The organism is Salibacterium sp. K-3 (genome assembly GCF_054052005.1).
In genome coordinates, this window is sequence record NZ_JBSVZE010000003.1 from 427,886 (window position 1) to 450,199 (window position 22,314).

A 22,314-nucleotide genomic window follows, 5' to 3' on the forward strand; every position below is an offset into this window, starting at 1 on the left:
CGCAGATTGTGATTTGTTTTACACAAATAACAGTCTGGTTTATCTAATTTCCGGAAGAACCATTCCCTGATACATCTTTACCGTCAGAACATAATACAGGAAATACAGCACTGCAAACACAAGTATCGAAACCCAGATCCGGTAATACGGCTCCAGCAGAATGAAAGAAAACATATTCATCCCGATAAGCACATGCGTCAGCCCAAGAAGAGCCGGAATCAAAAAGATGAAAAACAGTTCACCCGCCACGGAGCGTTTCAACAGGGTGCGTGAAACACCGATATTATGCAGCATCCGGTACCTGGGAATATCAGCGGCCGCCCCGGACAACACTTTAAACATCAAGCAGCTTGCCATCATGGCCAAAAACGCCGCACCTAGAAAAAAGCCCATAAATACAGTGCCGGTGGCAATCGTCTCGTAACTTTCAAACATCGCGTATTTACTCCGGACAACCACTTCATCTGCCGTCTCCATCTTTTGCTCATGGATCCGGTCGAGCACTGCCCACTCGTCCAGGTAATTCATAAAGTCATCTGATTTTCCAGCAAATACGGTCTCTTCTTCTGCATCGATGTCTTCGTATAACGCTTGAGATACAACGAGCGGCTGTTTCGTGAAATCATAGGCAATTGTATTCCGCAGAATCTGCCGCCATTCCGGAGCAAGACCGCCGGCTTCCTCTTTTACTTCATCCAGTGACGTTCTATCTTCCGGAAGTTCAGCCTTCACGGTTTTCACCTGATTGGCAGAAGTCTGATTTTTCGGGGGATAACTTTTCAAATCCTCTTTCAGATAAAAATGATAACCATTCTGCTGCTTATACCGATACGTTAGGGTATCGGTAAACGTAATGTCTTCCAGAATTTCGTTTTCTTCTGTGTTGGCATTATGTACAATGCTGTCATAGAATCCGGCCTGTTCGGCAGTGACCGAGGCGTTGTTTTTAAAAGCAAGCCCTCCCGAGATCGCGCCTGCGCCGAGAGCAATAAACATAGCTGCAGTGGCAAGAAATTTCTTCAGATGATGAACCCGGAACGTCAACTGCGACATTGTAAACGCCCGTATTCCTTTTTCCTGCCACCCCTGCTTCTTTTTCATTGCTTTCAGAAGAACCGGAAGCATAGAGGAGAATAATAGATACGTTCCAGCCGTTGTGAAAATGGCAGCGGTAAAAATCCCAATTTCCCGGAGCTGTTCCATAAAAAGGAGGGAGAGCCATCCGGCTGCTAAAGTGATCATACCCGCCGCCGTCATTATGACGGTATTCTTCGGACGCGCCGGTATCCGGTCAGATGTTGTATCTGCATGAACAAGGTCCAGCACCTGAACCTTTGAAAGTTTGATATGATTCCATATGGCTGTCACCAGGAACAATAGAAGAAAAAACAACAACGTAACAATAAGCGACGGAATATAAAACGAGTGATACCCTTCCAGGCTGGCTTGCAGCTGTCCCATCACCGCTCTTGCTGTTCCTTCCGCCAGCATGATGCCGGCTGTGAGGCCGATCACAAGCGCGATTCCGCCGATCATCAGGTTCTCCATAAACATGAGCCGTTTCAGATGTGCTTTATTGGCACCCAACAGAAGAAACATTCCATATTCGCGCTGTCGCAGGGAGAGCAGGAATGTGTTGGTATACAAAATATAGAAAAACGTCATCGCAGCCAGCAGAAACGAACCGACATGAAATACAAGCTGCATCGAACGAATCATAGCATTGTCACTGGTGAAATCCCTGTTCAAGGCAAGCGTCTGAAACATATAAAAAATGGCAATGGACATCACCAACCCTGCCAGCAGAACGACATAGTCCTTCCATCTCGTTTTCATTCCATTCCACGCTAATTTAGCCAGCATCTTATTTTCTCCCTCCTTTTCCTACAGTTTTTTCTTACCGGATTCTGCTTGTTCATCAAGTATTCTTTTGAAAAATGTTTCTCTCGATCCGGTTTTCTGCATCTCTTTATACAGCCTTCCGTCCTCCAGAAACAAAATGCGTTTACAGTAACTGGCGCTGAACGCATCATGGGTTACCATCATTATTGTGACACCGTAGCTCTCGTTTAATTGCTGAAGCGTTTCAAGGAGACTTGCGGCATTGCCGGAATCCAGTGCTCCGGTCGGCTCGTCGGCGAGAATCATACTCGGATGATGAACCAGAGCCCTTGCCGCTGCGGTACGCTGCTTCTGACCTCCTGAAATCATAGCTGGATACTTTGGAAAGATGTCCTCGATGCCGACCATTTCTGCTGCCCGGTAGACATTCTCCTGCACGTTTCTGCCTTTTTTGTTCTGCAGAAACAGCGGTAGTGCAATATTTTCATACACCGTCATATTTTCCAGCAGATTAAAATCCTGAAAGATAAACCCAAGCCGGCGGGCTCGAAAATCGGCGAGCTCCTTTTCCTTCATCTCTGTCACATCCGTCCCGGCAATCGAGATCTGTCCTCCTGATATCCGATCCAGCGCAGCAATCGTCTGAAGAAGCGTTGTTTTTCCGGAACCGGAAGCTCCCATAATACCGGCAAACTCTCCTTCCTGTATGGAAAAAGAAACATCTTCCAGGGCCTGATACGGCGCTTCTCCCTTCCTGCCGTAAACTTTGTGCACACGGTTTGCTTCCACTACAGATCCTGTCATTGGTATCCTCCTATTTTGTATTATATGTATTATTTTATATGATACAGATTGATTCGTAAAGCTTTCTCTTGTTTTATTTACGTAACGATATGTTACTTAAATGTGTTATGATACGTGTACAGAAACAAGAAGGGGGCCAGGCATGTTTACCAATGAAGAAATTGCTTCTTTCAATGAACTGGAAATGTCGGTGTATCAATATATCACCAAAAATATGGAAAAAGCCGCCTATATGCGTATAAGGGAATTGGCAGACGCTGTCCACGTTTCCACAACCACCATTCTGCGCTTCTGCAGAAAATGCGGATGTGATGGTTTCTCGGAATTTAAAGTGAAACTGAAAATGCATCTGGAACACCGGGAGACAACGGTGGTGAAAAGTTCCAGGCACGCCGTCGGCGAATTTTTTGAACGAACCCTGGCCGGAAACCTGGATGACAAAATTCTTGAAGCGGCGGAAATGATCCGCCACGCTGAGCATGTGATGTTTATCGGGATCGGCAGTTCCGGTATCCTTGCCGAATACGGCGCCCGCTATTTTTCCAGCCTTGGCACCTTTTCGATGTATATCAAAGACCCCTATTATCCAATACACACCCGCATGCTGAGAAGCAGTGTCACGATCGCTCTGTCCGTGTCCGGAGAAAATCGTTACACCACCACCCATATCCATCAGTTAAAAGAAAAGGGCAGCACCACCATCAGCATTACCAATACCAAATATTCCACCATCGCCTCGGCTGCCGATCTCACGATTCCCTACTACGTAACCGAAGAGACTTATCAGGGAGCCAATATCACGACCCAGATCCCGGTTGTCTATATTCTGGAGACGATAGCCCGCGAAGTGTATAATAAAAATCACGGGCAGGAGCTTTAGCCAGTGGCAATAGCCCGGACAAGTAGAGGCGGTGTATAAGCTGCCCGACCATACTTAAAATCAGGCCCGCTTCGGCATATCCAGCCGGAGCGGGTTATTTTTTGCTGTCTGTTGAATAGGATGAAGAGAGAATAAGCTTGCGAAAGGGGGTTCGTTCTATGCAGATTCATGTCGTCCGTCCGGGGGAATCGTTATGGGGCATCAGCCGGATGTATAATGTGGCGTTTGAGACGGTACAAGAAGCCAACCAGCTGCCGGAAGCTTCCCGCCTCGTTGTCGGGCAGACACTCGTTATTCCCTTTGAAGGGCGGCTGCACTGGGTCATGCCCGGCGAAAGTGTATGGGAGATCAGTCAGCGGTACGGCGTTCCTTTTGACTATATTCTTCGCCTCAATAACCTTCCGTTGTCTGCGGTGCTTCCAATCGGTTTTCCCCTCTACATTGACAGGCCGGATCCCGTGAAGCCGGCTGTCGATATCGGAGCGTACCTGGACCCTGGCATTACAGGAGAGGAATCAACCGCTGTCGTTAATGAAATCGGGGAGTATCTCACCTACCTGCAGCTTTTCAGCTATCACTTGAACCGGGACGGCACCCTGACTTCTCTGGATGATGATCAATCCATTATTAATACCGCCTATGACAACAATGTTGTTCCGTTAATGGTGATCACTAACATTGAAGACGGGGAATTCAGCACGGAATTGGCTTCCGCCGTGCTGCAGGATGAACAGAGGCGGAACCGGCTCCTTGATGAATCCATTGCCATCATGCAGGAAAAAGGATTTCTCGGGATTGATTTTGACCTTGAATACGTTGGCGCACAGAATCGGGAGGCTTATAACGAATTGATGCGGGAAGCCCGGCTGCGGCTGGACGAATACGGATACCTGCTTTCGAGCGCGCTTGCTCCGCAGGTGGAAGCAGGCATGACCGGTGATTTGTACGAAGGACATGATTATGCGGTGCATGGAGAACTCGCCGACTTTGTATTTCTGATGACATACGAATGGGGATACACCAGAAGTCCTCCGCAGGCCGTCGCACCGGTCGATCAGGTGCGACGTGTGATTGAATACGCGTTAACCCTTATGCCGGCTGACAAAATCATGCTCGGTATGCCGCTGTACGGCTATGATTGGGCACTTCCGTTTGTAGAAGGCGAGACCCGGGCCGACCCGCTCGATCATCAGCAGGCGGTCGCGTTGGCCCTTCAATATAATGCCGCCATCGAATTTGACGAAACCGCCCAGTCCCCGTACTTTACTTACTACGATGAGGAAGGCGTGGAACATGAAGTCTGGTTTGAAGATGCTCGTACCGTACAGGCAAAGTTTAATATGATTAAAGAATACGGGCTCCGGGGCATGTTCTACTGGGTGCTCGGCTGGGAGTTCCCGCAGAACTGGCTGTTGATCGAGGAAAATTTCACCGTGAATAAGCGGGTGTGAGAATCGCAGCTGCGGATGCTGCCGATCATGGACAATTGGGGACAGAAAGTGGCTCTAAAATATGGATTACAGCCATTTTCATGTTTCCGGTTCAGCTTTTTGACTATAATCTTTTTTTAACAGACACTTCCGGAATCTTCCTGTCGGAAGTGTCTGTTATCTTTATATACTGGACACTTTCCTCCGGCGGGCGGCCCTTCTGCAATAAAAAATACCCCGGCTGCTGCGCGTCAGGCAGCCCGGGGCATGATTCTCTCTTTTATTCCGCTTCGGCAAAAACCTGCTCCACTTTCGGAATCAGCTCATCCCAATCGGCATCCATCGTTTTATTCACCGTTACAAAGTCGTTAACGCCAAAAATATTATCGACACCGTCGAGCTGCAGCAGCTCTTTCGCCACAGGATGATCGGTGTCATCCCCCTTCTTCAGCGAGGTGCTTTTCTCAAAAAGATTCCGGTCCGCGGTGAATTTCATCGCATTCGGATTCGGTGTTGGTTCCGCCTGTACGTTAATAGCCATAGTAGTCTCCTTTCGATTACACGCTTAAAATCATGATAATCTTTTTCTTATAATAACACTTTTTATAATGAATATTAAATGAGAATTATCGTTTTCTCTCGTCCTGATTTCAAGCACACGGGATTCCGGCTATGCGTTTAAAATACTCGCGGATTTCAGTATGCCTGCCTCCCGCCTGCTCAATGACCAAACATCCTCCTTTGTTTGCTTGATACATTCCATTTCCATGTCCTCATAAGCTGAAACCGTCGTCTGACTGCGGTACCTCCTCTATACATATGATAGAATAGGTTCACTTCCATATAAATCAGGTGGTCTTCTCATGACTAATACAATAAAAAGGCCCTGGCTTCTTGTTGTTACCATCGGCCTGGGGACGCTCTTAAATCCATTAAACTCTTCCATGATTTCCGTGGCATTGACCCGGCTCCAGGACGAATTTTCACTTACCTTTGCTGCCGCTTCCTGGCTTGTCTCCATTTTTTATTTAACGAGCGCCGCCGCACAGCCGGTGATGGGAAAGCTCGGAGACATGTTCGGGCCGAAACGGTTATTTTTAAGCGGGTTAAGTGTTTCCGCCCTGGCTTCGCTCCTTGCTGTTTTTTCACCGAATCTGATATTTCTGCTTCTATGCCGTGCCCTCCAGGCCCTGGGGAGTTCCACCCTGTACCCCAGTGCGATGTCGATGATCCGGGGACATGTGACAGAAGGGCAAGGGAAAGCACTCGCAGGACTGTCTCTGTTTGCGACAACGTCTGCGGCATTCGGACCCTCCATCGGAGGATTTCTGATCTCATGGTGGGACTGGCACGCGATCTTTTTGATTAACTTCCCTTTTATTATTGTCTCTTTCACCTTATCGCTGTTTATTCTGCCGGATACCGGAGGCGGGCGCCTGTATTTCCGCCGTATCGATTTTTCAGGCATCGGACTTTTCGTTGTGTCCATCGTTACGCTCATCCTCGGCCTGCTTTCGCTTGAAAACGACGCCGACTGGTTTATGTTTGTCATCAGTGCCGCCGCCTCGATTGCCTTTTATCTGTACGAAAAAACAAAGCAGGAGCCTTTTATTGATGTTGTCCATCTAAAGAAAAATTATAATATCACGCTGATCTATGCGCAGTTCATCAGCATCAGCCTTGTCTATTATACGTATTTCTTCGGGCTTCCTGCCTACATGCAGCAGGTCCGTGGATTTGACGAACAAAAGACGGGACTCGTTATGCTCTCGCTCGCCGGAATGGGAATTATGATTGCCCCGCTTACCGGAAAACTCGTCGACCGTTTCGGTGCCAAGGTTCCTCTCCTGCTGGGGGCAGGTGCACTTACGACGGGAACAGCCCTGATGCTGACGTTCAACAATGAATCTCCGCTCGGATGGCTGATTGCGATTATGATTGTACTCGGCATGAGCAGCGGCTTTAACAACATCTCCATGCAGCGGGCGCTGTTTGAACAGGTCCGCGCCGAAGATACCGGCTCCGCTTCCGGTCTTCTCCAGACAAGCCGCTATCTCGGCGCCATTCTGTCTTCGAGCGTTCTCGGCATCTTTTTCACCGGGGCTATGACGATCGGTCAGCTCCATCATGTCGCAATGGTTTCCCTTTTCTTCTGTGCGGTGGTGGCCGGTCTCTCGATAAGACTCCCGGGGAGAAAACGAAACAGCTCTTCCTACTGATTTTTCTATAAATGAATACCGGTTTTTTTCATCCCTCTTCAGGGTACGATACCAGTATTGTAAAAAACCAGTCAGAATACCTTCTGTAAAGGAGCCGGACCATGATTCTTCGATTTGGTTATGTATCTCACGCGCTCTCCCTTTGGAACGCTTCACCCGCTGGAACGATGACGTATAAAAACTGGGCCTCCCTTGAGGAGCCGGACCGAACCGAAAAGCTGCAGCGCATCACCCGCAGCAACCTGGAGAACACGATCAGGGCGCTGCATTTCAATATTGCACACCGTATTCCGCTGTACCGGTTTTCTTCCTCTCTAGTGCCGCTGGCGACCCATCCCGAGGTGGAATGGGATTACATTTCACCGTTTCAGGATCTATATGAAGAAATCGGCCGACTGGTAAAAAAACATAAGCTCCGCACCAGTTTTCACCCTGGTCAGTTCACCCTTTTCACAAGTGATAAAGCACATGTCACCACCAATGCCGTGACGGATATGACCTATCACTGCCGGCTGCTGGAGGCCATGGGACTTGCTGAACAAGCATACATCAATATTCATGTCGGAGGCGCATACGGCGATAAGAAGAGCGCTATCGAGCGTTTCCATAAAAATGTTGAGAAACTCCCTTCCGCTGTAAAAGACCGGATGACGCTGGAAAACGATGATAAAACCTACACCGCCACAGAAGTACTTGATATCTGTGAAAAACAGAACATCCCGTTTATGTTTGATTATCATCATTATCAGGCCAACAAAACGACAGAAGAATCCCTGGACGAGATCCTCCCCCGCTTCTTTGCATCGTGGGAGAACCGATCCTTTCCCCCGAAAGTCCATGTTTCCTCTCCAAGATCGGATGAGGAATTCCGAAGCCACGCGGATTTCGTGGACCCTTCCTTTATTCATCCATTTCTACAGTCCCTGAAACGGTGCAACCGGGATGTAGACATCATGATCGAGGCGAAGAAAAAAGACCAGGCCATGCTGCAGCTGGTTGATGATTTAACGGCTGTCCACGGCGTCAAGCGGATCGATGAGGGGATTCTGGAATGGTAACTTCCGCTTTTACTCCCCTCTTCTCCACTCTTCCTGCAGCATGCTGTAGACGATGATATTAAGATACGTGCCATTTACCCGTTCCGCTCCCCGGAGGCGCCCTTCCTGATTAATACCAGGTCCAAACGTGATCTCTCTCGGAAAGAATTAGCCGGTGTCATTGATAAAGAACATCACGGCATCTATGCTTATCCTCATCAATCAGAAGCCGAGCGCGAAGAAACCCACCGGCTTGTTCGAAACTATAAAGAGCAAAAGAAAAAAGCAAAGCAATAGTCCTGATAACCCCAATATCGGTGCGCCTTAAAAGGCGTATCGGTTTTTTTTATAAAACCAGAACCGCCCCATGTCTTTCCAAAAACCAGAAACAGACCAGGGAGGTTTACCCGTGAACAAACCAGATGTCGCCAGGCACTTGAATGACAGAGAATATCACATACTGCTGACCACCTACCAAAAACACAACGCATCGATAGGTTTGAAAAACGCCGGAAATATAACTTCTCGAACATCGTGAAAATCGAAAGTCATCCTGAACAAAACTGTCTCCATGTTCACTACAAAGACGGCGAGTGGTGGCATTACACACCCCAGGGGACCTGGTATTAGTCTTATCATGCTGGACCGTTGCTAAACGCTTATATGCCTACCCTCATCAACCAAAAGAAGATCGCGAAAAAACCCGCCGACTTGTTCGAAACTATAAAACGCGAAAGAAGAAAGCAAAAATTCACTTAAATAAAAAAGCGGCTCTTCCCTGTTAATTGTGTAAAAATAACAAATGTTTGGTTAGTGTTTTGCAAAATGTAGGGGGTTTACTATAATACATGTGTATGCTGATTAGAATCAAAAATGGTTTTTACTTATTACCTATTGGATTTTGATTATCATTAGATTAGCTTCCTATTATTACGCTTTTATTGAATATGGTTTTGGGGTTACTGTAATGATAACGTTTGCTAGTGGTCTAGGAGCTATTCTCATTGCAAATGCTATTAAAAATCGCTTTTTAATCATACTGGGTGTTTTTCTGTTCGTAAGTTCATTTATTTTTATAGGAATTATAACTTTGATAGAAATAATTTAACGGCGTGTTAAAGAACTTGGAAGATACATTCCCAGGACCTACTATACATTAGCGTTACCGTATCTCGAGCAACTGTAGTTTTTTTTTCGTATCATCTCCAAGTAGAGATGATGCAAAGTACGAATTCCTCTCCGTTTCCGTTTTCATAACCTTTATTAGAGATATAAGAGATTCTGTATTTTTCATAAAACAAGAGCGCATGTTTCGCGCACTACATCCAAAAAATACCAGTGGAGATATAAGTGCTACCTATATCACCTGTGTTTGCCACACAAAAATGTGAGATCTGTGTTACACATCATTAGTTCTTGGAGGAATATATGATATGATGTTTGGTAAAGATTTATTTAGTTTATTGTTCAGGTTTTACAAAGTCGTCTCGTTTATTTTATTACTATTAAATATTATTTTTTTAAGTTCCCCTTTCAAAATAGAAATTTTTGACTCAGAATTCATACCTATGTATGGTGGTTATATTTTGGGGCTTATTTTTGGCATATTGGGAATTTTAAAGAAAGAAAACGCTAAGTACATTTTAGCGGTAGGAAAAATAGGTTTATACGGCAACCTGATAATGGTCATATTATTTTTCCCCCCTTTTTTTTACTACTGGGGTACAGCTGTTGAGTCTTTGTTTAATTAATCTACCCTTGAATGACAATAATTAATGCAACACCCCCTGAAATTCCATTATTTACCATTATATAATACTGGTCGATTTACGTTCATACCGGTCATTGGGAGATTGATACCCCCAGGATTTTGTGGGGAAGGGTGTTGCACCAGTTCTTCGCCTAAGCAATGCTTGTATCATCCAGGTCATCGATGGTCTTTCCTTTTGGTATAAACCATCGGATTAACCCGTTGTATGACGTTCAATCGCGTCTCTTTCGTTAGAATTATAAGGAGAGGGAGATGACAGTTACCCCCAAAAGTTAGTTTTCGCTACAACTTTTGGGGGTAACAACTTGGAGAGATATTTTCTAGAATTTCAATAAATGAATTGTTTTTAACCCATTTTTATATTAACAGTTAATGTCATACTGTTCGAGAAAATAATTAGTAATGAGGATAGCCCATTCACTACCTTGGTAATAGTATGGTGCAAGGCATTGAAGAATATCTTCATCACAACCACAGTCGAAATAACCTTCTTCTGCATAACAGTTATCATGTTCCATACAACAAGTATCAACCTCACTGATTGGAGCTTCTGGACCGCTGCAACCTGGCCCACACCAGTTGCCATAAAGACATGGAACAGCTGAAATAGTAACCTTTCCATCTTGACTTTGGTTTGCAATACTCACATTATCTGCTGAATTTTTTTGAATTTCATCATATTGTTCTTTTGCGTATTGTTGATTATACACCTTTGTTAATTCCCCATTTTCAATTTCATAAGCTTCAATAAAAACATTAGTATCCTTTTGGTAAATGTTTTTTACAAAACTATGATTTCCTCTATCTGATTTGACAAAGTATAAATCAAAATTTTGATCCAAATTCATTTTTAACATTTCAATGGAATAATGTCCCTTATTGATTTCGGAAGTTTCAATAGATTTATTGTTTAGTTTAAGCTGCTTTTCTTGAGAAATTAATTGTAGTAGAAGTTTAAACTCAACATTTTGATTCGCTTGTTTAGTTAACTGCGTCTTTTCTTGACCTGTTAAAATATTTTTCATACTTTACTTTCACCCCTAATTTTTCATATAGAATATTTACAATATTATTATTTTTATAATTATTAGTCTCTCTCTATTTCATGGACCTTCTCCTTCCCCGTTTTTTGGAGGCGATGCCCGGATTCGAACCGGGGTTCAAGGTTTTGCAGACCTCCGCCTTGCCTCTTGGCTACATCGCCCTGTTCTTTCAAGGTTCACCCGGTAAAGAAAGAACAGGGCGGAAAATAACAACCCTCGTTAAAAAAGAATGAGGTTTTCTAATTGTTCACGTTGAAATCCTTGAATCTTCTCCTGGTTTCCATTTTGATCTGTCACGATCGTATAAGGTGTTCCTCGGCCACCCAGGTCGATGAATTCTTCTTTGTTCTTTTCCAGGGACACATCTTTCTTCTCAAACTCAATGTTGTTTTGATTCATCCATTCCAGCTGCCGGTGACAATGAATACACGTCTCCTGAATGTAAACCGTCACTTCTTTATTTCCACTCATTTCCTACCTCCTTTCATCGTTTCTATTTAGCAAAGAAGAAAGAACAAACCAAAATACAACCAGAAAAATAAATTTTAAGGGTTGTTATTGAAATAATCTTTTTGTCTTTACTTCATAGATTGCTATTTGAAAAATTTAGGTAATTGTGGTAATTTGCTTTAGAACACACGTTCGCTAAAAGGAGAGATTCTATGAAAATCTATTGTTCTTATCGTTCAAAACTTCCTTTTGAATCTCACTGGACAGCATTTATTAAGAAAGAGGAGTACGAGCATCTATTTCGGGAGTATATTCTTCATCCTACAACGTTTAAAAAAGCCCTCTTACAGTCAAAATTTTATCAATTCGTGCAGGAACAAAGACTTGTTGCTTATATGTCAAAATCGATTCATTACACGGCTGTTAACTTTGATAAAAAAACACGTCTTTTTTCTGAAAGAAACCAGGTATGGTTGGATCAACCTATGGAAGAGGGCGGCACACCTAAAGACTTGCTTTCTTCAGATGAAGAAAGCAATGGTTTATCACTAGAGAACCACTTATCTTCTAAAAATCTTTATAAAGCCTGGATAACTTTGACGCCGAAACAACAAGATGTCTTATCGTTATCATTTGTTTACGGCTATACGGACGGAGAAATTGGCCAACTATTTGAACAGTCTCAACAGTCTATCTCCAGGATCAAAAAAAGAGCATTTGTTCAGTTAAGGAGGTATTATGATGAGTGATATTAAATCTATAACAACGATGGTTGAGAATATTCAGAATTACGAACCTGAGCAAAGTGCAAGCGATATGGCATTAATGATCCAGCGTTTTGAACCTAAAATCAAAAAAGCCATCCTTCAAACCAACCCAGAAGAACGGCCGGACTTGGAACAGGAACTAAAAATTAAAGTCATTATACTTGCTCTGCAATATAAATGGGCGGAAATCCCTGATATATCAAACTATCTGCGTACGGAATAATAGAATCCGGAGCACAATACGTGAGGAGTGTGATTATTTGAATCAAGAAGTGTTTGACTGTCTGTGCGGTTGTCGATGTTTAAGTTCTACGATTTCGACTATGTTGAAGAATGACCAATTAACCACAGAAGAAAAAGCACTGCTTTATGATACGCTATTACATGTACAACGAGCAGCGAATACGATTCAAGATTTTTGCACAACTCATCATGGAGACGATGAATGATGGACTATCTTGAGATCGTAAATAGAGTAGGCTTTCCCATTGCTGTTACAGTATATGTGTTATTTCGATTGGAACGAAAAATTAATATGCTTATTTGTGTCATTCATGAAGAAACCCGAAATACAACGAATCATTGTGAAATGCACGTTTATGGGAAACAAAAACGCAAATAAAATATTCAAGTGAAAATCCTAAACCGATCGGCTTTTCTAAAGCTGTCGGTTCTTTTTTTTATACAACCAGACCTGCCCCGGGCCTCTCAAAAACCAGAAACAGAATAAGGAGGTTTAATCGTGACTGCAATGATGCCCCGTCGCTACGCTCCGGGGCCGGTACATAGCATAAAGACGATACTAAAACGACGTAAAACAAAAAAGGAGCGTGCAGGCATGCAGCGTACAGTCCCCGCACCAGGAACAAAACCGAATGTAGACGCCGCCGACATCAGCCGTTTGATTCAAAAAGAAAGACAGGAAGCAAAAGAAAAAGTGCAGCAGCTTACCGATGCCGAAGAAAACAGCGAAGCTCTGACCTACTGGCAGGGGCGCGTCGACACCGCAGAAAACATTTCCCAGCGCATCAGATTGGAGCGATACAACCGCAGCTGATGCATCGCTATGATCAAAAAAACATCTCGCATGGCTGCATCGCCGACCCGATAAAAGCTTTCGTGTCGGCAGGCTTTGTCGTATCCTCCACCCAGGGCAGCCATGTTTTCAGCTCTCCGGCACCGGCATACTCACGGGTAAGAGAAAATAGTGCCTCTGTATCCTGCATATCGAGCATTTTCAACGTTGTGCATTCATCCATCTGATACAAAAACATCCACTGACCCTCTTCCGTTTTTTATTTTTACGATCATACCACAGCGGACTGGTTTCTTACACCGGCTCCGGTACATATGTTACATTTAATAAACACAGGACGTGGAAGGTTGTGACAAAGCAATGAATGATATGGCAAGAGAAGTGATTGTCCGCGATGTTGTTGGCGAAATCTACGATGCATTTCCTGACTTGGTGGAAGATCTCGAAGACAGCGAAGGTGAACTGGAAAGGCTGAAACAGGAAAACATCTCCCATCTTGATCATCTGGAAACGACATACGAAATGGATAATATTGATTTTTTCCTGGATTACACGGATTGGCTTGATAATGTACTGACAAACAGAAATACAGATCGTTACATGATTATCGATAATTTTGAACGGCTTCAGCGCATCATTCCAGGCAATGTGGAAGAGGAAGAAGAAGGAGCCTACGTGATGTACCTGGAATCAGCCATTGACCTGTTAAAAGCACGCCAGGAAGGAAGTGGATGAGTTGTGAGACAGCCGGAGCATCAAACCGGCTGTCTCACCATGCATTAGAAATAATTGTTCATGGTTCTCTTCTTTTTCGTCCATACTAACCAAAAAAGGAGAGATACGATTGACACAGAAAAACAGGTGGCTGATCGCCCTGTCCGCGATCGCCATCCATTTATCGATTGGTTCCATCTATGCTTACAGCGTGTACCAGAACCCACTGAACAATGCCCTCGGCTGGGAAAAAACGGATGTGTCGCTGGCGTTCACCATTGCTATTTTCATTCTCGGTCTTTCCGCAGCGTTTTTCGGAAAGTTTGTGGAAAAAAGGGGGCCAAGCATCTCCGCACTCATTGCCGCGGTATTGTTCGGCATCGGTACGGCCGGTGCGGGCCTCGGGGTCTATATGGAAAGTTACCTTACGTTTTTAGCGTTTTTCGGTGTTATCGGCGGATTAGGGCTCGGTTTCGGCTACATTGCCCCCGTCTCCACACTCGTCAAATGGTTCCCGGACCGCCGCGGCCTTGCTACAGGAATGGCGGTGATGGGATTTGGAGCCGGCGCCCTGATTACAAGTCCGGTTGCAAACCAGCTCATGAATACGCTGAGCATCCCGGCCACCTTTTATATTCTCGGAAGCGCCTATTTTCTTCTCATGCTGTGCGGCGGGCTTTACATCGCAAAGCCCCCTGAAGGGTGGACGCCGGACGGGGCAGCTGCTGAAGAGGAAGATAAAGGAGAAGACGATCTGGCCTCGCTGAAAGCCAATGATGCCGTAAAAACCCTCCGTTTCTGGCTGCTGTGGGGGATGATGTTTATCAATATTTCCGCCGGCATTATGCTGTTGTCGGTGGCCGCTCCCATGACCCAGGAAATCACCGGGGCTACCGCTGCGACGGCGGCTACTATCGTTGGTATCATGGGACTGTTTAACGGAGGCGGGAGGATTGTATGGGCCTCTGCTTCTGATTATACCGGGCGCGCAAACACGTTTCTGCTGTTTTTCATTATCCAGACAGCCGCCTTTTTTCTGCTTCCCTATATAAGCAGTGTGCTCCTGTTTTCGATTCTTCTATATCTCATTGTGTCCTGCTATGGGGGAGGATTTGCCTGTCTTCCTGCTTTTATCGGTGACCTTTTTGGAACAAAACAGCTCGGAGCGATTCACGGATACCTGTTAACATCGTGGTCGATCGCAGGTGTTGTCGGACCTATGATTGTATCCACTGTATATGAATGGACCGGGACGTACTCGACAACGTTTTTCGTTTTTATCGGCTTTCTGTTGTCCGCCCTCGTTCTTTCCTTCATCATGAAGTGGAACATTTCCAAAGTGCGGGAGGAAAAACAGGAGCCCGCCAATCCGGAACCGTCCCCGCAGTGAGCTCTTACATCAGAAAGAGACTGGGACAAAAGGGAATAACATTGGTGAAAACCGAACATTTAAAAATCCAGGTTAAGAAGCGCTCCTATAGCGTAGTCAAAACACGTAGACTCCTATGGGAACAGCACGAGTCTCGATACCCCGCAGGAAGGGTTTTTCTTCCGAGGAGGATCGAGCAGTGCCCACGGAAAGCGAAGTGTTTTGACGAAGCGGTGCGTAATGCAAAACAAAAATTCCGAACGATTTCCTTAAGGAAATCGTTCGGAATTTTTCATTCATTTTAGAGTTTTGTCTCAGACTCTTTCTTGATTTTACCTTGTTTCATGATCAGAAGGGCTGCGGTATCCTTTTACCTCCAAACCGCTGTCCCGGACGGCCTGTTCCACATCTATCCAGGACCCGGCATCTTCATCAAGTGACACCAGTACCTCTCCCTGCGCCGGGTGAATGTCTGCTTTTCTCACCCCCCACACGTCATACAGTGTTTCAGCCAGACGTGCTTTATCGTCATCTGATATAGCCGCAATCGATATCGTTCGTGTGACCATCCTCTCACCTCGATTCCTCTTTGCGTTCCATTCCCTCTCCAAACCCATGCAGAAAAGCCCCCATCGCAGAAAGGGCCGTCATCACGTGCGGGTCCCGCATCATTTTCAGCAGTCCCCATACGCCGACCGGTTCCCCCTTTTCTGTTTCCTTCGAGAGATGGTCCAGTCCCTGCACGGTACCTTCCATGATTTGTTCGATATCTTTTGGATCCAGCTTTTCGATGAACGCAATGGCATGGAATCCATTTTTGATCAAGTGATGCATACCGGGCTCATTGACTTTATCGATGCTGATCGATCCGATCTCCTCCCGCATCCGCAGCAGCCCTTTTGCCATATCAAGGACACCGGCCTGCTGCAGTTCCTCTATAATGTCGAGAGTGGTCCGGATCGACTCCTGATTGTCCGCTATCTGATCGAGCATATCCTGATGAATCTGTTTTTTGCGTTCTTCTTCTGTTTTTTCCTGAACGTTAATTTGCGTGATCGCTTTCGCCATCGATGATACCCTCCTTCTCCACCACTTCCGGAACCGAAGTGAAATCGTCGCGTTTCCATTTTTCTTCTACCTCTACCCCCATCTGGGGCTGAGGATTCCCGAAACGGAAATTAACCGACGGAAGCGGGGATTCCCCATCGGCTTCCAATACCACCATTTTCACCTGCATCTCTTTGTAATTCGGGGTATGGGTATCTTTATCGTGATAGCTGCTCGTCAGTTTGTTGACCGCTTTGATTTCTTCCACCGTATTCATCGGCAGATACAACTCTCTGCCCTGCACACGATCCGTGACAAGTACCCTCACTTTCACTTTGCCGTAAGGGGATTCCAGCCGCACAAGCGCACCGGTTTGTATGCCCCGATCTTTGGCAAGTTCATGAGAAACCTCCAGCCACGGATTCGGCGCTTTATGCTTAATCCCTTCTGCCTTGTTGGTCATGTTGCCTTCATGAAACTGTTCGAGAATCCGGCCGTTGTTCAAATGAAGATCATACTCTTCTCCTGCTTCATACGGTTCGCTCCATTCCACCGGATGCAGTCTGGCCTTACCGTCCGGAAACCCAAAGGAATCTTTATACAGCAGCGGATAATCTTTGCCGTCCTGATCCACCGGCCAGACGAGGCTTTCCCAGTCTTCCAGCCTTTCATAACTCACACCGGCAAAAACGGGAGCAAGCGAAGCTGCTTCGTCCATGATATCCGCAGGGCTGTCATAGGTCCATGACGCGCCGCACACCTCCGCCAGATCCTGAAATATCTGCCAGTCCGGCCTGCTGCTGCCGAGCGGTTCCATCACTTTGTGAAAACGTTGAATCCTACGCTCGGTGTTTGTGAATGTCCCTTCCTTTTCCAGACTCGGTGCCGCCGGCAGAACCACATCTGCATATTGGGCTGTTTTTGAGAAAAAGATATCCTGCACGACGAAAAACTCCAGCTTCTCAAAGGCGTCATGCACATAATTAATATTGGAGTCGACCAACCCCATTTCTTCGCCAAAAAGGTACATGCCTTTGACGTCGCTGTCATAGATGGCCTCCACGATTTCATGGTTATTCAGCCCCGGAGTTTCCGGCAGTTTGGTCCCCCATGCTTTTTCATAACGGCTGCGGATGTCCTCGCTCTCTACGCTTTCATAACCGGGGAAGAAATTCGGCATTGTACCGAAATCACTCGCTCCCTGCACGTTATTATGGCCGCGCAGCGGATAAGCCCCCGTTCCTGTTTTACCGAAATTCCCTGTTACCAGCAGCAGATTCGCAATCGCGGTGCTCGTATCCGTGCCCCCGATGTGCTGGGTCACGCCCATCGCCCACAGGATGCAGGTGCCACTGGAGCTGTGAATCATTTCCGCAAGCTGAATAAGACACTCCTGGGAAATACCGGTTATCTGCTCCGCGTACTCCAGCGTGAAGTCCTTCAGCGATGCTTTATATTCATCAACATCATTCACCCGTTCCTGTAAAAATGTTTCGTCTTCCCATCCCTCGTCGATGATATATTTGGTAACCGCTGATAACCAGACAAGGTCCGTTCCCGGCTCCGGATGGAGATGAACATCGGCCCGGTCCGCCAGTTCATTTTTGCGCAGATCCGCCACCACTAATTTCTGATCGTCCAGCTTATGGGCCCGCTTGATCCGGGTGGCAAGGACAGGGTGGGATTCGGCTGGATTGGCTCCGACAACAATAACCAGCTCCGCTTTCTCAATATCTTTGATCGTTCCGGAATCGCCGCCGATTCCAACCGTACGCATCAGTCCGGCCGAAGCGGGGGTCTGGCAGTACCTGGAACAGTTATCGACGTTGTTGGTCTGAAAAACCGACCGTGCCAGCTTCTGAAACAGGAAATTTTCCTCGTTCGAGCATTTCGAGGAGGAAATAAAACCAAGTGCATCGGATCCTTCTTTTTCTTTGATGGATAAAAAGGTGTCCGCGATCAGCGACAGCGCTTCCTCCCACGTGGCTTCCTCAAAGGATTCTCCTTTTCGTATCAGCGGAGTTGTCAGTCTTTCGTCACTGTTCACAAAATCCCAGCCGAATTTTCCCTTCACGCAGGTGGAAATACCATTCGCCGGGGCATCCGGCTGCGGCTGGATTTTCAGAATGTCCCGGTCTTTCGTCCAGACCTCAAAACTGCACCCCACCCCACAGTAGGTGCAAACCGTTTTCGTCCGGTCTATCCGGTCTTTACGCATCGACGCTTCCACGTTGGAAATCGTGAAAATCCCCTGATAGCCCGGCTCCACCTCTTTTGTCACATCGATCATCGGCTCCAGTACGTTTTGTGGTATGTTCGTCATATAGCCCGCTTCGCCGAGCATTGATTTTTCCATCAACGCATTGCACGGGCAGACCGTGACGCAGTGCCCGCACGACACGCACGATGATTCATCAATCGGCACATCGTTATCCCAGATCACCCTGGGTTCCTGACGTTCCCAGTCAATCGTCAGTACCTCGCTCACCTGCAGATCCTGGCAGGCTTCCACACACAGCCCGCATAGAATGCATTGATCCGGTTCATATCGATAATTGGGGTGGGAATTGTCCGGAGGATACGGCTTCGGGGTAAAGTCATATTTCTGATGGTCCACCTGTAAGTATTCCGCTGTATTGTGTATTTCACAGTTGCCATTGTTATTATCGCACACCGTACAGTACAGTTCGTGGTTCTTGAGAATCTGCGACATCCCTTCCAGCTGCGCCGCCTTTGCTTTCTCCGATTCAGACTTCACTTTCATACCGGACGCCGCTTCGGTTGTACAGGACCGCTGCAATTCTCCGTCCACTTCGACATAACACGTATCACATGTCTGAATAACACCAACACCGAGATCCGGCTGGCCCGAACAGATTCCAGGCATATACAAACCACTGTCCCGGCACGCTTCAAATATCGTCTTCCCGGATCCTGCTGTTATTTCTCCTCCATTAAAATGAAAGGTCACCTGTTCTTCTTTCATATCCACCACCTATAACTATTGACATCTACTATAGTTATGCACAGATGGAAGTGTTTGTATAACTATGTACAGAAGATTAAAAATTACCGTTAGGTGGTATCCTTTTTTATAGAATAATAAAGAAAAGAGGGTGTCTGAATGACCCATAACCGTATTCCGAAAGAACCTGGAATAGACCATACAATTAACTTGTTGGCGGAAGGATTTCACTTCATCTCAAACCGGCGTGAACAATTTCAGTCAAACATCTTTCAGACACGGATAATGGGACAGAAAGCCATCTGCCTGAGCGGAAAAGAGGCGGCAGGCGTGTTTTATGACAACAACTTCTTTCAGCGGAAGGAAGCCGCGCCGAAGCGGGTGAAGAAAACATTATTCGGACAGAACGGCGTACAAGGCATGGATGGTGAGGATCATAAACACAGAAAAAGGATGTTTCTGTCCCTTATGACACCGGACCGGCTGCAGGAACTGGATGACATAGCTCTCGCTCATTGGAAAAGAAAAGCTAAGGCATGGGAAGGCATGGCTGCCATCGTCCTGTTTGATGAAGCAGAGGAAATCATGTGCCGGGCAGCCTGCGAGTGGACAGGTGTTCCACTGCCGGAAAACGAAGTAAAACAGCGCACAAGGGAATTCAGTGAAATGATCGATGCATTCGGTGGTATAGGAACCCGCTATAAACGCGGTAAAAAAGCGAGGAAAAGTTGTGAGAAGTGGGTACAGCAGATTATAAAAGAGATACGTTCCGGGAAGCTGACACCACCGGCTTATACGGCAGCTTATGTTATCGCGATGCACACGGAACGAAATGGCAGGAAATTGGATACCTCTACTGCCGCGGTCGAACTGATCAATGTGCTGCGGCCGATTGTTGCCATCGGGCGCTTCATCATGTTTGGAGCCCTGGCTCTTCACGAATATCCGGCCGTCGAAGAAAAACTGCGCAGCACGGGCAATGAGGAGTACACCCGGATGTTTGTCCAGGAACTCCGGCGTTATTACCCATTCGCCCCATTTACCGGCGCCGTCGTGCGCAAAGATTTTCTCTGGAATGAATGCCGCTTAAAAAAAGGAACGCTTGTTATCATGGATATTTACGGAACGAATCACCACCCGGAGCTCTGGGAAGAGCCTGAAGTGTTTCGTCCGGAACGGTTCCGGGGCTGGGAAGGACATCCATTTTCTTTTATCCCGCAGGGCGGCGGCGATCATTATACCGGCCACCGCTGTGCAGGAGAGTGGATTACGGTCATGCTTATGAAGACAAGCATGGAGTTCTTAACCAAGCGCTTGACATACGATGTACCGCCGCAGGATGTGAGTTATGATATGGCAAGAATACCGACGCTTCCAAAAAGCCGTTTCGTCATTAAAAATGTCAAGGTTCTTTAATCAACGATATCTTCAGTGACCATCAGCACCGTGTCTCTCCTTTTGGTTCATCTAAACCAAAAAGGGGAGATGACATAGCTGACTATTCTCTAACATGCGGGATATAAGAAGGGGCATACATTCAGCGGGCCTTTGCTTTTATATTCTTTTCTTCTTCCACACTCCCTGCATTTTTCTTGTCGGTGACGCTGATATATGTGGTGACAATAATACAAGCTAACAGTGTAGAATGAAAAAGCACATGGAGGGTATTAGGCACAATCCCGTTAATAACGGGTAGAAAGGAATGGGTATTACCAAACATATTATCGTATCTCTCCATCCTTTGTTCTGCCCCATACCCCGAGAAATATGGAATCCACCAATCTATTAAAGCTCCACTGAAAATAAAACTTTGGTGAATAATCAACCATAGTTTAACCAAGAGAGGGTAATGTTTTCCGATGAAAAACAAAGCCATTCCCATTAATAGTAATATTTGCCCTGCCCCAACGAGCGTAACAGTAATTATTTCTCCTGTAGAACGATCCGCAGAAATGGCCTGAACATCATTTAATGCCCCTAAAGGAACCAGGTCTTGTGTTATCATAAATAAAAATATAAAACTCAATCCGGTGATCAACAGCTTCTCCGATTTACGTACGTTTCTTTTCATTATATCCCTCACAGCAGCTTCCTGTTTCATAAAAATGGGGGTGCTCAAGTCTTACCTTTGACCAACCAGGTGCCGACGCTGCCTAACAGCCGCTTTTTCATCGAAAACTTCAACGTTCTTTAACCACGAATGTCTTCGGTAACGACCATAACGGCCATGCCGTCATGTCCCTTTTCGCCGACGGTCTGGAAAGCGGTCGCGTTCACACGAGGATCTTCTGCTGCCAGCTCAAAAAAGCGCCGTATGCCGGTATTGCCGGCACTTTCCCGCTTCGCATCCGCTACTGCGCCGCGGCGGACGACGTTATCGCAGACGATCACCGTGCCTTTCCGGGATAAGCGGAGCGCCCACTCGAAATACGACGGCGTGTTCTCCTTATCCGCATCGATGAAAATAAAATCAAACGTGTCGTTCTCAAGCTCCGGCAGTGTATCCAGTGCTGGTCCCTCCCTCAGTTCAATCAGGTGGTCGAACCCGGCTCGTTGAAAATGGGCGCGGGCGGTGGCGGCATGATGGGCATCCGCCTCCAGAGTAACCAGTCTTCCGTCCGCCGAGAGCGCACCAGCCATCCACAACGTGCTATAGCCGCCCAGCGTGCCGATTTCAAGAATGTTTTCCGCTCCACACATCTGGGCATAGAGCTGCAGCAGTTTTCCCTGGTTCGGGGCAACTTCAATGGAAGGCAGTCCCTCCTCTGCACTTCGCCGTCGGACCGCTTCCATTTCTGCATCTCCAATGCCTAGTGCTTCCGTCAGATAGCGGTCAATGGCTTTCCACTCTTCCCGTGATGACATGATACACGTGCCCCTTCCTGTTCATAACATAAAAACACCCTGTATTTCTTCGATCAGCCAGCTGCAATCTCCTTC

General features: G+C 46.4%; 24 protein-coding genes, 1 tRNA gene and 1 pseudogene. 13 read left to right on the forward strand and 13 right to left on the reverse strand.

Annotated features, from left to right (window positions below; all coding sequences use genetic code 11):
- Window positions 1-39: 39 nt before the first annotated feature.
- Together ACW9JV_RS17575 and ACW9JV_RS17580 are read right to left on the reverse strand one after the other, a co-directional pair.
- A complete protein-coding gene (locus tag ACW9JV_RS17575; RefSeq protein ID WP_457336847.1) occupies window positions 40-1,863 on the reverse strand; it encodes an FtsX-like permease family protein in 1,824 nt (607 codons plus the stop codon).
- A 21-nt stretch (window positions 1,864-1,884) separates the two neighbouring features.
- Window positions 1,885-2,646, reverse strand: a complete 762-nt coding sequence (locus ACW9JV_RS17580) for an ABC transporter ATP-binding protein (RefSeq protein WP_457336849.1) — start codon at window positions 2,644-2,646, stop codon at window positions 1,885-1,887.
- Window positions 2,647-2,788: 142 nt separating this feature from the next.
- Here ACW9JV_RS17580 and ACW9JV_RS17585 point away from each other — a divergent pair, with 142 nt between their 5' ends.
- A complete protein-coding gene (locus tag ACW9JV_RS17585) occupies window positions 2,789-3,526 on the forward strand; it encodes a MurR/RpiR family transcriptional regulator (RefSeq protein WP_457336850.1) in 738 nt (245 codons plus the stop codon).
- A gap of 158 nt (window positions 3,527-3,684) precedes the next feature.
- Window positions 3,685-4,977: a glycosyl hydrolase family 18 protein gene (locus ACW9JV_RS17590; RefSeq protein WP_457336852.1), complete on the forward strand. Its 1,293-nt coding sequence runs from the start codon at window positions 3,685-3,687 to the stop codon at window positions 4,975-4,977.
- Between the two features lie 259 nt (window positions 4,978-5,236).
- Here the strand turns inward: ACW9JV_RS17590 and ACW9JV_RS17595 are convergent, their stop codons facing one another.
- Window positions 5,237-5,497, reverse strand: coding sequence for a NifU N-terminal domain-containing protein (locus ACW9JV_RS17595; RefSeq protein WP_457336854.1), 261 nt, complete (start codon window positions 5,495-5,497; stop codon window positions 5,237-5,239).
- Window positions 5,498-5,819: 322 nt separating this feature from the next.
- Here ACW9JV_RS17595 and ACW9JV_RS17600 point away from each other — a divergent pair, with 322 nt between their 5' ends.
- The 3 genes from ACW9JV_RS17600 (at window position 5,820) to ACW9JV_RS17610 (ending at window position 9,963) form a co-directional block, all read left to right on the forward strand.
- Window positions 5,820-7,175, forward strand: coding sequence for an MFS transporter (locus ACW9JV_RS17600; RefSeq protein WP_457336856.1), 1,356 nt, complete (start codon window positions 5,820-5,822; stop codon window positions 7,173-7,175).
- Between the two features lie 101 nt (window positions 7,176-7,276).
- On the forward strand, window positions 7,277-8,233 hold the full coding sequence (uvsE, locus tag ACW9JV_RS17605; RefSeq protein WP_457336858.1) for a UV DNA damage repair endonuclease UvsE: 957 nt from the start codon (window positions 7,277-7,279) through the stop codon (window positions 8,231-8,233).
- A 1,412-nt stretch (window positions 8,234-9,645) separates the two neighbouring features.
- Entirely contained in the window at window positions 9,646-9,963 is a 318-nt protein-coding gene (locus ACW9JV_RS17610) for a hypothetical protein (protein ID WP_457336860.1), read from the forward strand.
- 57 nt (window positions 9,964-10,020) lie between these two features.
- Here ACW9JV_RS17610 and ACW9JV_RS17615 read toward each other — a convergent pair.
- The 4 genes and pseudogenes from ACW9JV_RS17615 to ACW9JV_RS17630 form a co-directional block, all read right to left on the reverse strand.
- Window positions 10,021-10,227: pseudogene (locus ACW9JV_RS17615) on the reverse strand (IS30 family transposase); the annotation flags it as partial.
- 118 nt (window positions 10,228-10,345) lie between these two features.
- Window positions 10,346-11,008 carry a hypothetical protein gene (locus tag ACW9JV_RS17620; protein ID WP_457336862.1) on the reverse strand — a complete coding sequence of 221 codons (663 nt, stop codon included), beginning with the start codon at window positions 11,006-11,008 and terminating at the stop codon, window positions 10,346-10,348.
- A gap of 105 nt (window positions 11,009-11,113) precedes the next feature.
- A tRNA-Cys gene (locus tag ACW9JV_RS17625) sits at window positions 11,114-11,187 on the reverse strand.
- 58 nt (window positions 11,188-11,245) lie between these two features.
- Window positions 11,246-11,497 (reverse strand): glutaredoxin family protein, encoded by a 252-nt coding sequence (locus tag ACW9JV_RS17630; RefSeq protein WP_457336864.1) that lies wholly within the window; start codon window positions 11,495-11,497, stop codon window positions 11,246-11,248.
- Between the two features lie 191 nt (window positions 11,498-11,688).
- On the opposite strand from ACW9JV_RS17630, the gene ACW9JV_RS17635 reads away from it, so the two are divergent.
- From ACW9JV_RS17635 to ACW9JV_RS17655, 5 genes are all read left to right on the forward strand, one after another.
- Entirely contained in the window at window positions 11,689-12,225 is a 537-nt protein-coding gene (locus ACW9JV_RS17635) for a sigma factor-like helix-turn-helix DNA-binding protein (RefSeq protein WP_457336866.1), read from the forward strand.
- Window positions 12,218-12,466 (forward strand): hypothetical protein, encoded by a 249-nt coding sequence (locus ACW9JV_RS17640; protein ID WP_457336868.1) that lies wholly within the window; start codon window positions 12,218-12,220, stop codon window positions 12,464-12,466. Before ACW9JV_RS17635 ends, ACW9JV_RS17640 begins: the two co-directional genes overlap by 8 nt.
- A gap of 37 nt (window positions 12,467-12,503) precedes the next feature.
- A complete protein-coding gene (locus tag ACW9JV_RS17645) occupies window positions 12,504-12,692 on the forward strand; it encodes a hypothetical protein (protein ID WP_457336870.1) in 189 nt (62 codons plus the stop codon).
- Window positions 12,692-12,865, forward strand: a complete 174-nt coding sequence (locus ACW9JV_RS17650; RefSeq protein WP_457337247.1) for a YvrJ family protein — start codon at window positions 12,692-12,694, stop codon at window positions 12,863-12,865. Before ACW9JV_RS17645 ends, ACW9JV_RS17650 begins: the two co-directional genes overlap by 1 nt.
- Window positions 12,866-12,985: 120 nt before the next feature.
- Window positions 12,986-13,300 (forward strand): hypothetical protein, encoded by a 315-nt coding sequence (locus tag ACW9JV_RS17655; RefSeq protein WP_457336872.1) that lies wholly within the window; start codon window positions 12,986-12,988, stop codon window positions 13,298-13,300.
- A gap of 13 nt (window positions 13,301-13,313) precedes the next feature.
- On the opposite strand, the gene ACW9JV_RS17660 is transcribed toward ACW9JV_RS17655, so the two are convergent.
- Window positions 13,314-13,517 (reverse strand): hypothetical protein, encoded by a 204-nt coding sequence (locus ACW9JV_RS17660; protein WP_457336874.1) that lies wholly within the window; start codon window positions 13,515-13,517, stop codon window positions 13,314-13,316.
- A gap of 122 nt (window positions 13,518-13,639) precedes the next feature.
- Here ACW9JV_RS17660 and ACW9JV_RS17665 point away from each other — a divergent pair, with 122 nt between their 5' ends.
- Window positions 13,640-14,014, forward strand: a complete 375-nt coding sequence (locus ACW9JV_RS17665) for a hypothetical protein (protein WP_457336876.1) — start codon at window positions 13,640-13,642, stop codon at window positions 14,012-14,014.
- Between the two features lie 109 nt (window positions 14,015-14,123).
- Window positions 14,124-15,383 (forward strand): L-lactate MFS transporter, encoded by a 1,260-nt coding sequence (locus ACW9JV_RS17670; protein WP_457336878.1) that lies wholly within the window; start codon window positions 14,124-14,126, stop codon window positions 15,381-15,383.
- 311 nt (window positions 15,384-15,694) lie between these two features.
- On the opposite strand, the gene ACW9JV_RS17675 is transcribed toward ACW9JV_RS17670, so the two are convergent.
- The 3 genes from ACW9JV_RS17675 to fdhF are packed head-to-tail and all read right to left on the reverse strand — an operon-like array spanning window position 15,695 to window position 19,395.
- Window positions 15,695-15,931 carry a hypothetical protein gene (locus ACW9JV_RS17675; protein WP_457336879.1) on the reverse strand — a complete coding sequence of 79 codons (237 nt, stop codon included), beginning with the start codon at window positions 15,929-15,931 and terminating at the stop codon, window positions 15,695-15,697.
- Between the two features lie 4 nt (window positions 15,932-15,935).
- On the reverse strand, window positions 15,936-16,430 hold the full coding sequence (locus ACW9JV_RS17680; protein ID WP_457336881.1) for a DUF1641 domain-containing protein: 495 nt from the start codon (window positions 16,428-16,430) through the stop codon (window positions 15,936-15,938).
- Window positions 16,405-19,395, reverse strand: a complete 2,991-nt coding sequence (gene fdhF, locus ACW9JV_RS17685) for a formate dehydrogenase subunit alpha (protein ID WP_457336883.1) — start codon at window positions 19,393-19,395, stop codon at window positions 16,405-16,407. Before fdhF ends, ACW9JV_RS17680 begins: the two co-directional genes overlap by 26 nt.
- Before the next feature lie 138 nt (window positions 19,396-19,533).
- Between fdhF and ACW9JV_RS17690 the strand changes: the two genes are divergently transcribed.
- Window positions 19,534-20,790, forward strand: coding sequence for a cytochrome P450 (locus ACW9JV_RS17690; RefSeq protein ID WP_457336885.1), 1,257 nt, complete (start codon window positions 19,534-19,536; stop codon window positions 20,788-20,790).
- Window positions 20,791-20,911: 121 nt separating this feature from the next.
- Here the strand turns inward: ACW9JV_RS17690 and ACW9JV_RS17695 are convergent, their stop codons facing one another.
- Both ACW9JV_RS17695 and ACW9JV_RS17700 read right to left on the reverse strand, forming a co-directional pair.
- Complete coding sequence (locus ACW9JV_RS17695) at window positions 20,912-21,445, reverse strand: hypothetical protein (protein ID WP_457336887.1); 534 nt, start codon at window positions 21,443-21,445, stop codon at window positions 20,912-20,914.
- Between the two features lie 119 nt (window positions 21,446-21,564).
- On the reverse strand, window positions 21,565-22,239 hold the full coding sequence (locus ACW9JV_RS17700; RefSeq protein WP_457336889.1) for an O-methyltransferase: 675 nt from the start codon (window positions 22,237-22,239) through the stop codon (window positions 21,565-21,567).
- Between the last annotated feature and the right edge of the window lie 75 nt (window positions 22,240-22,314).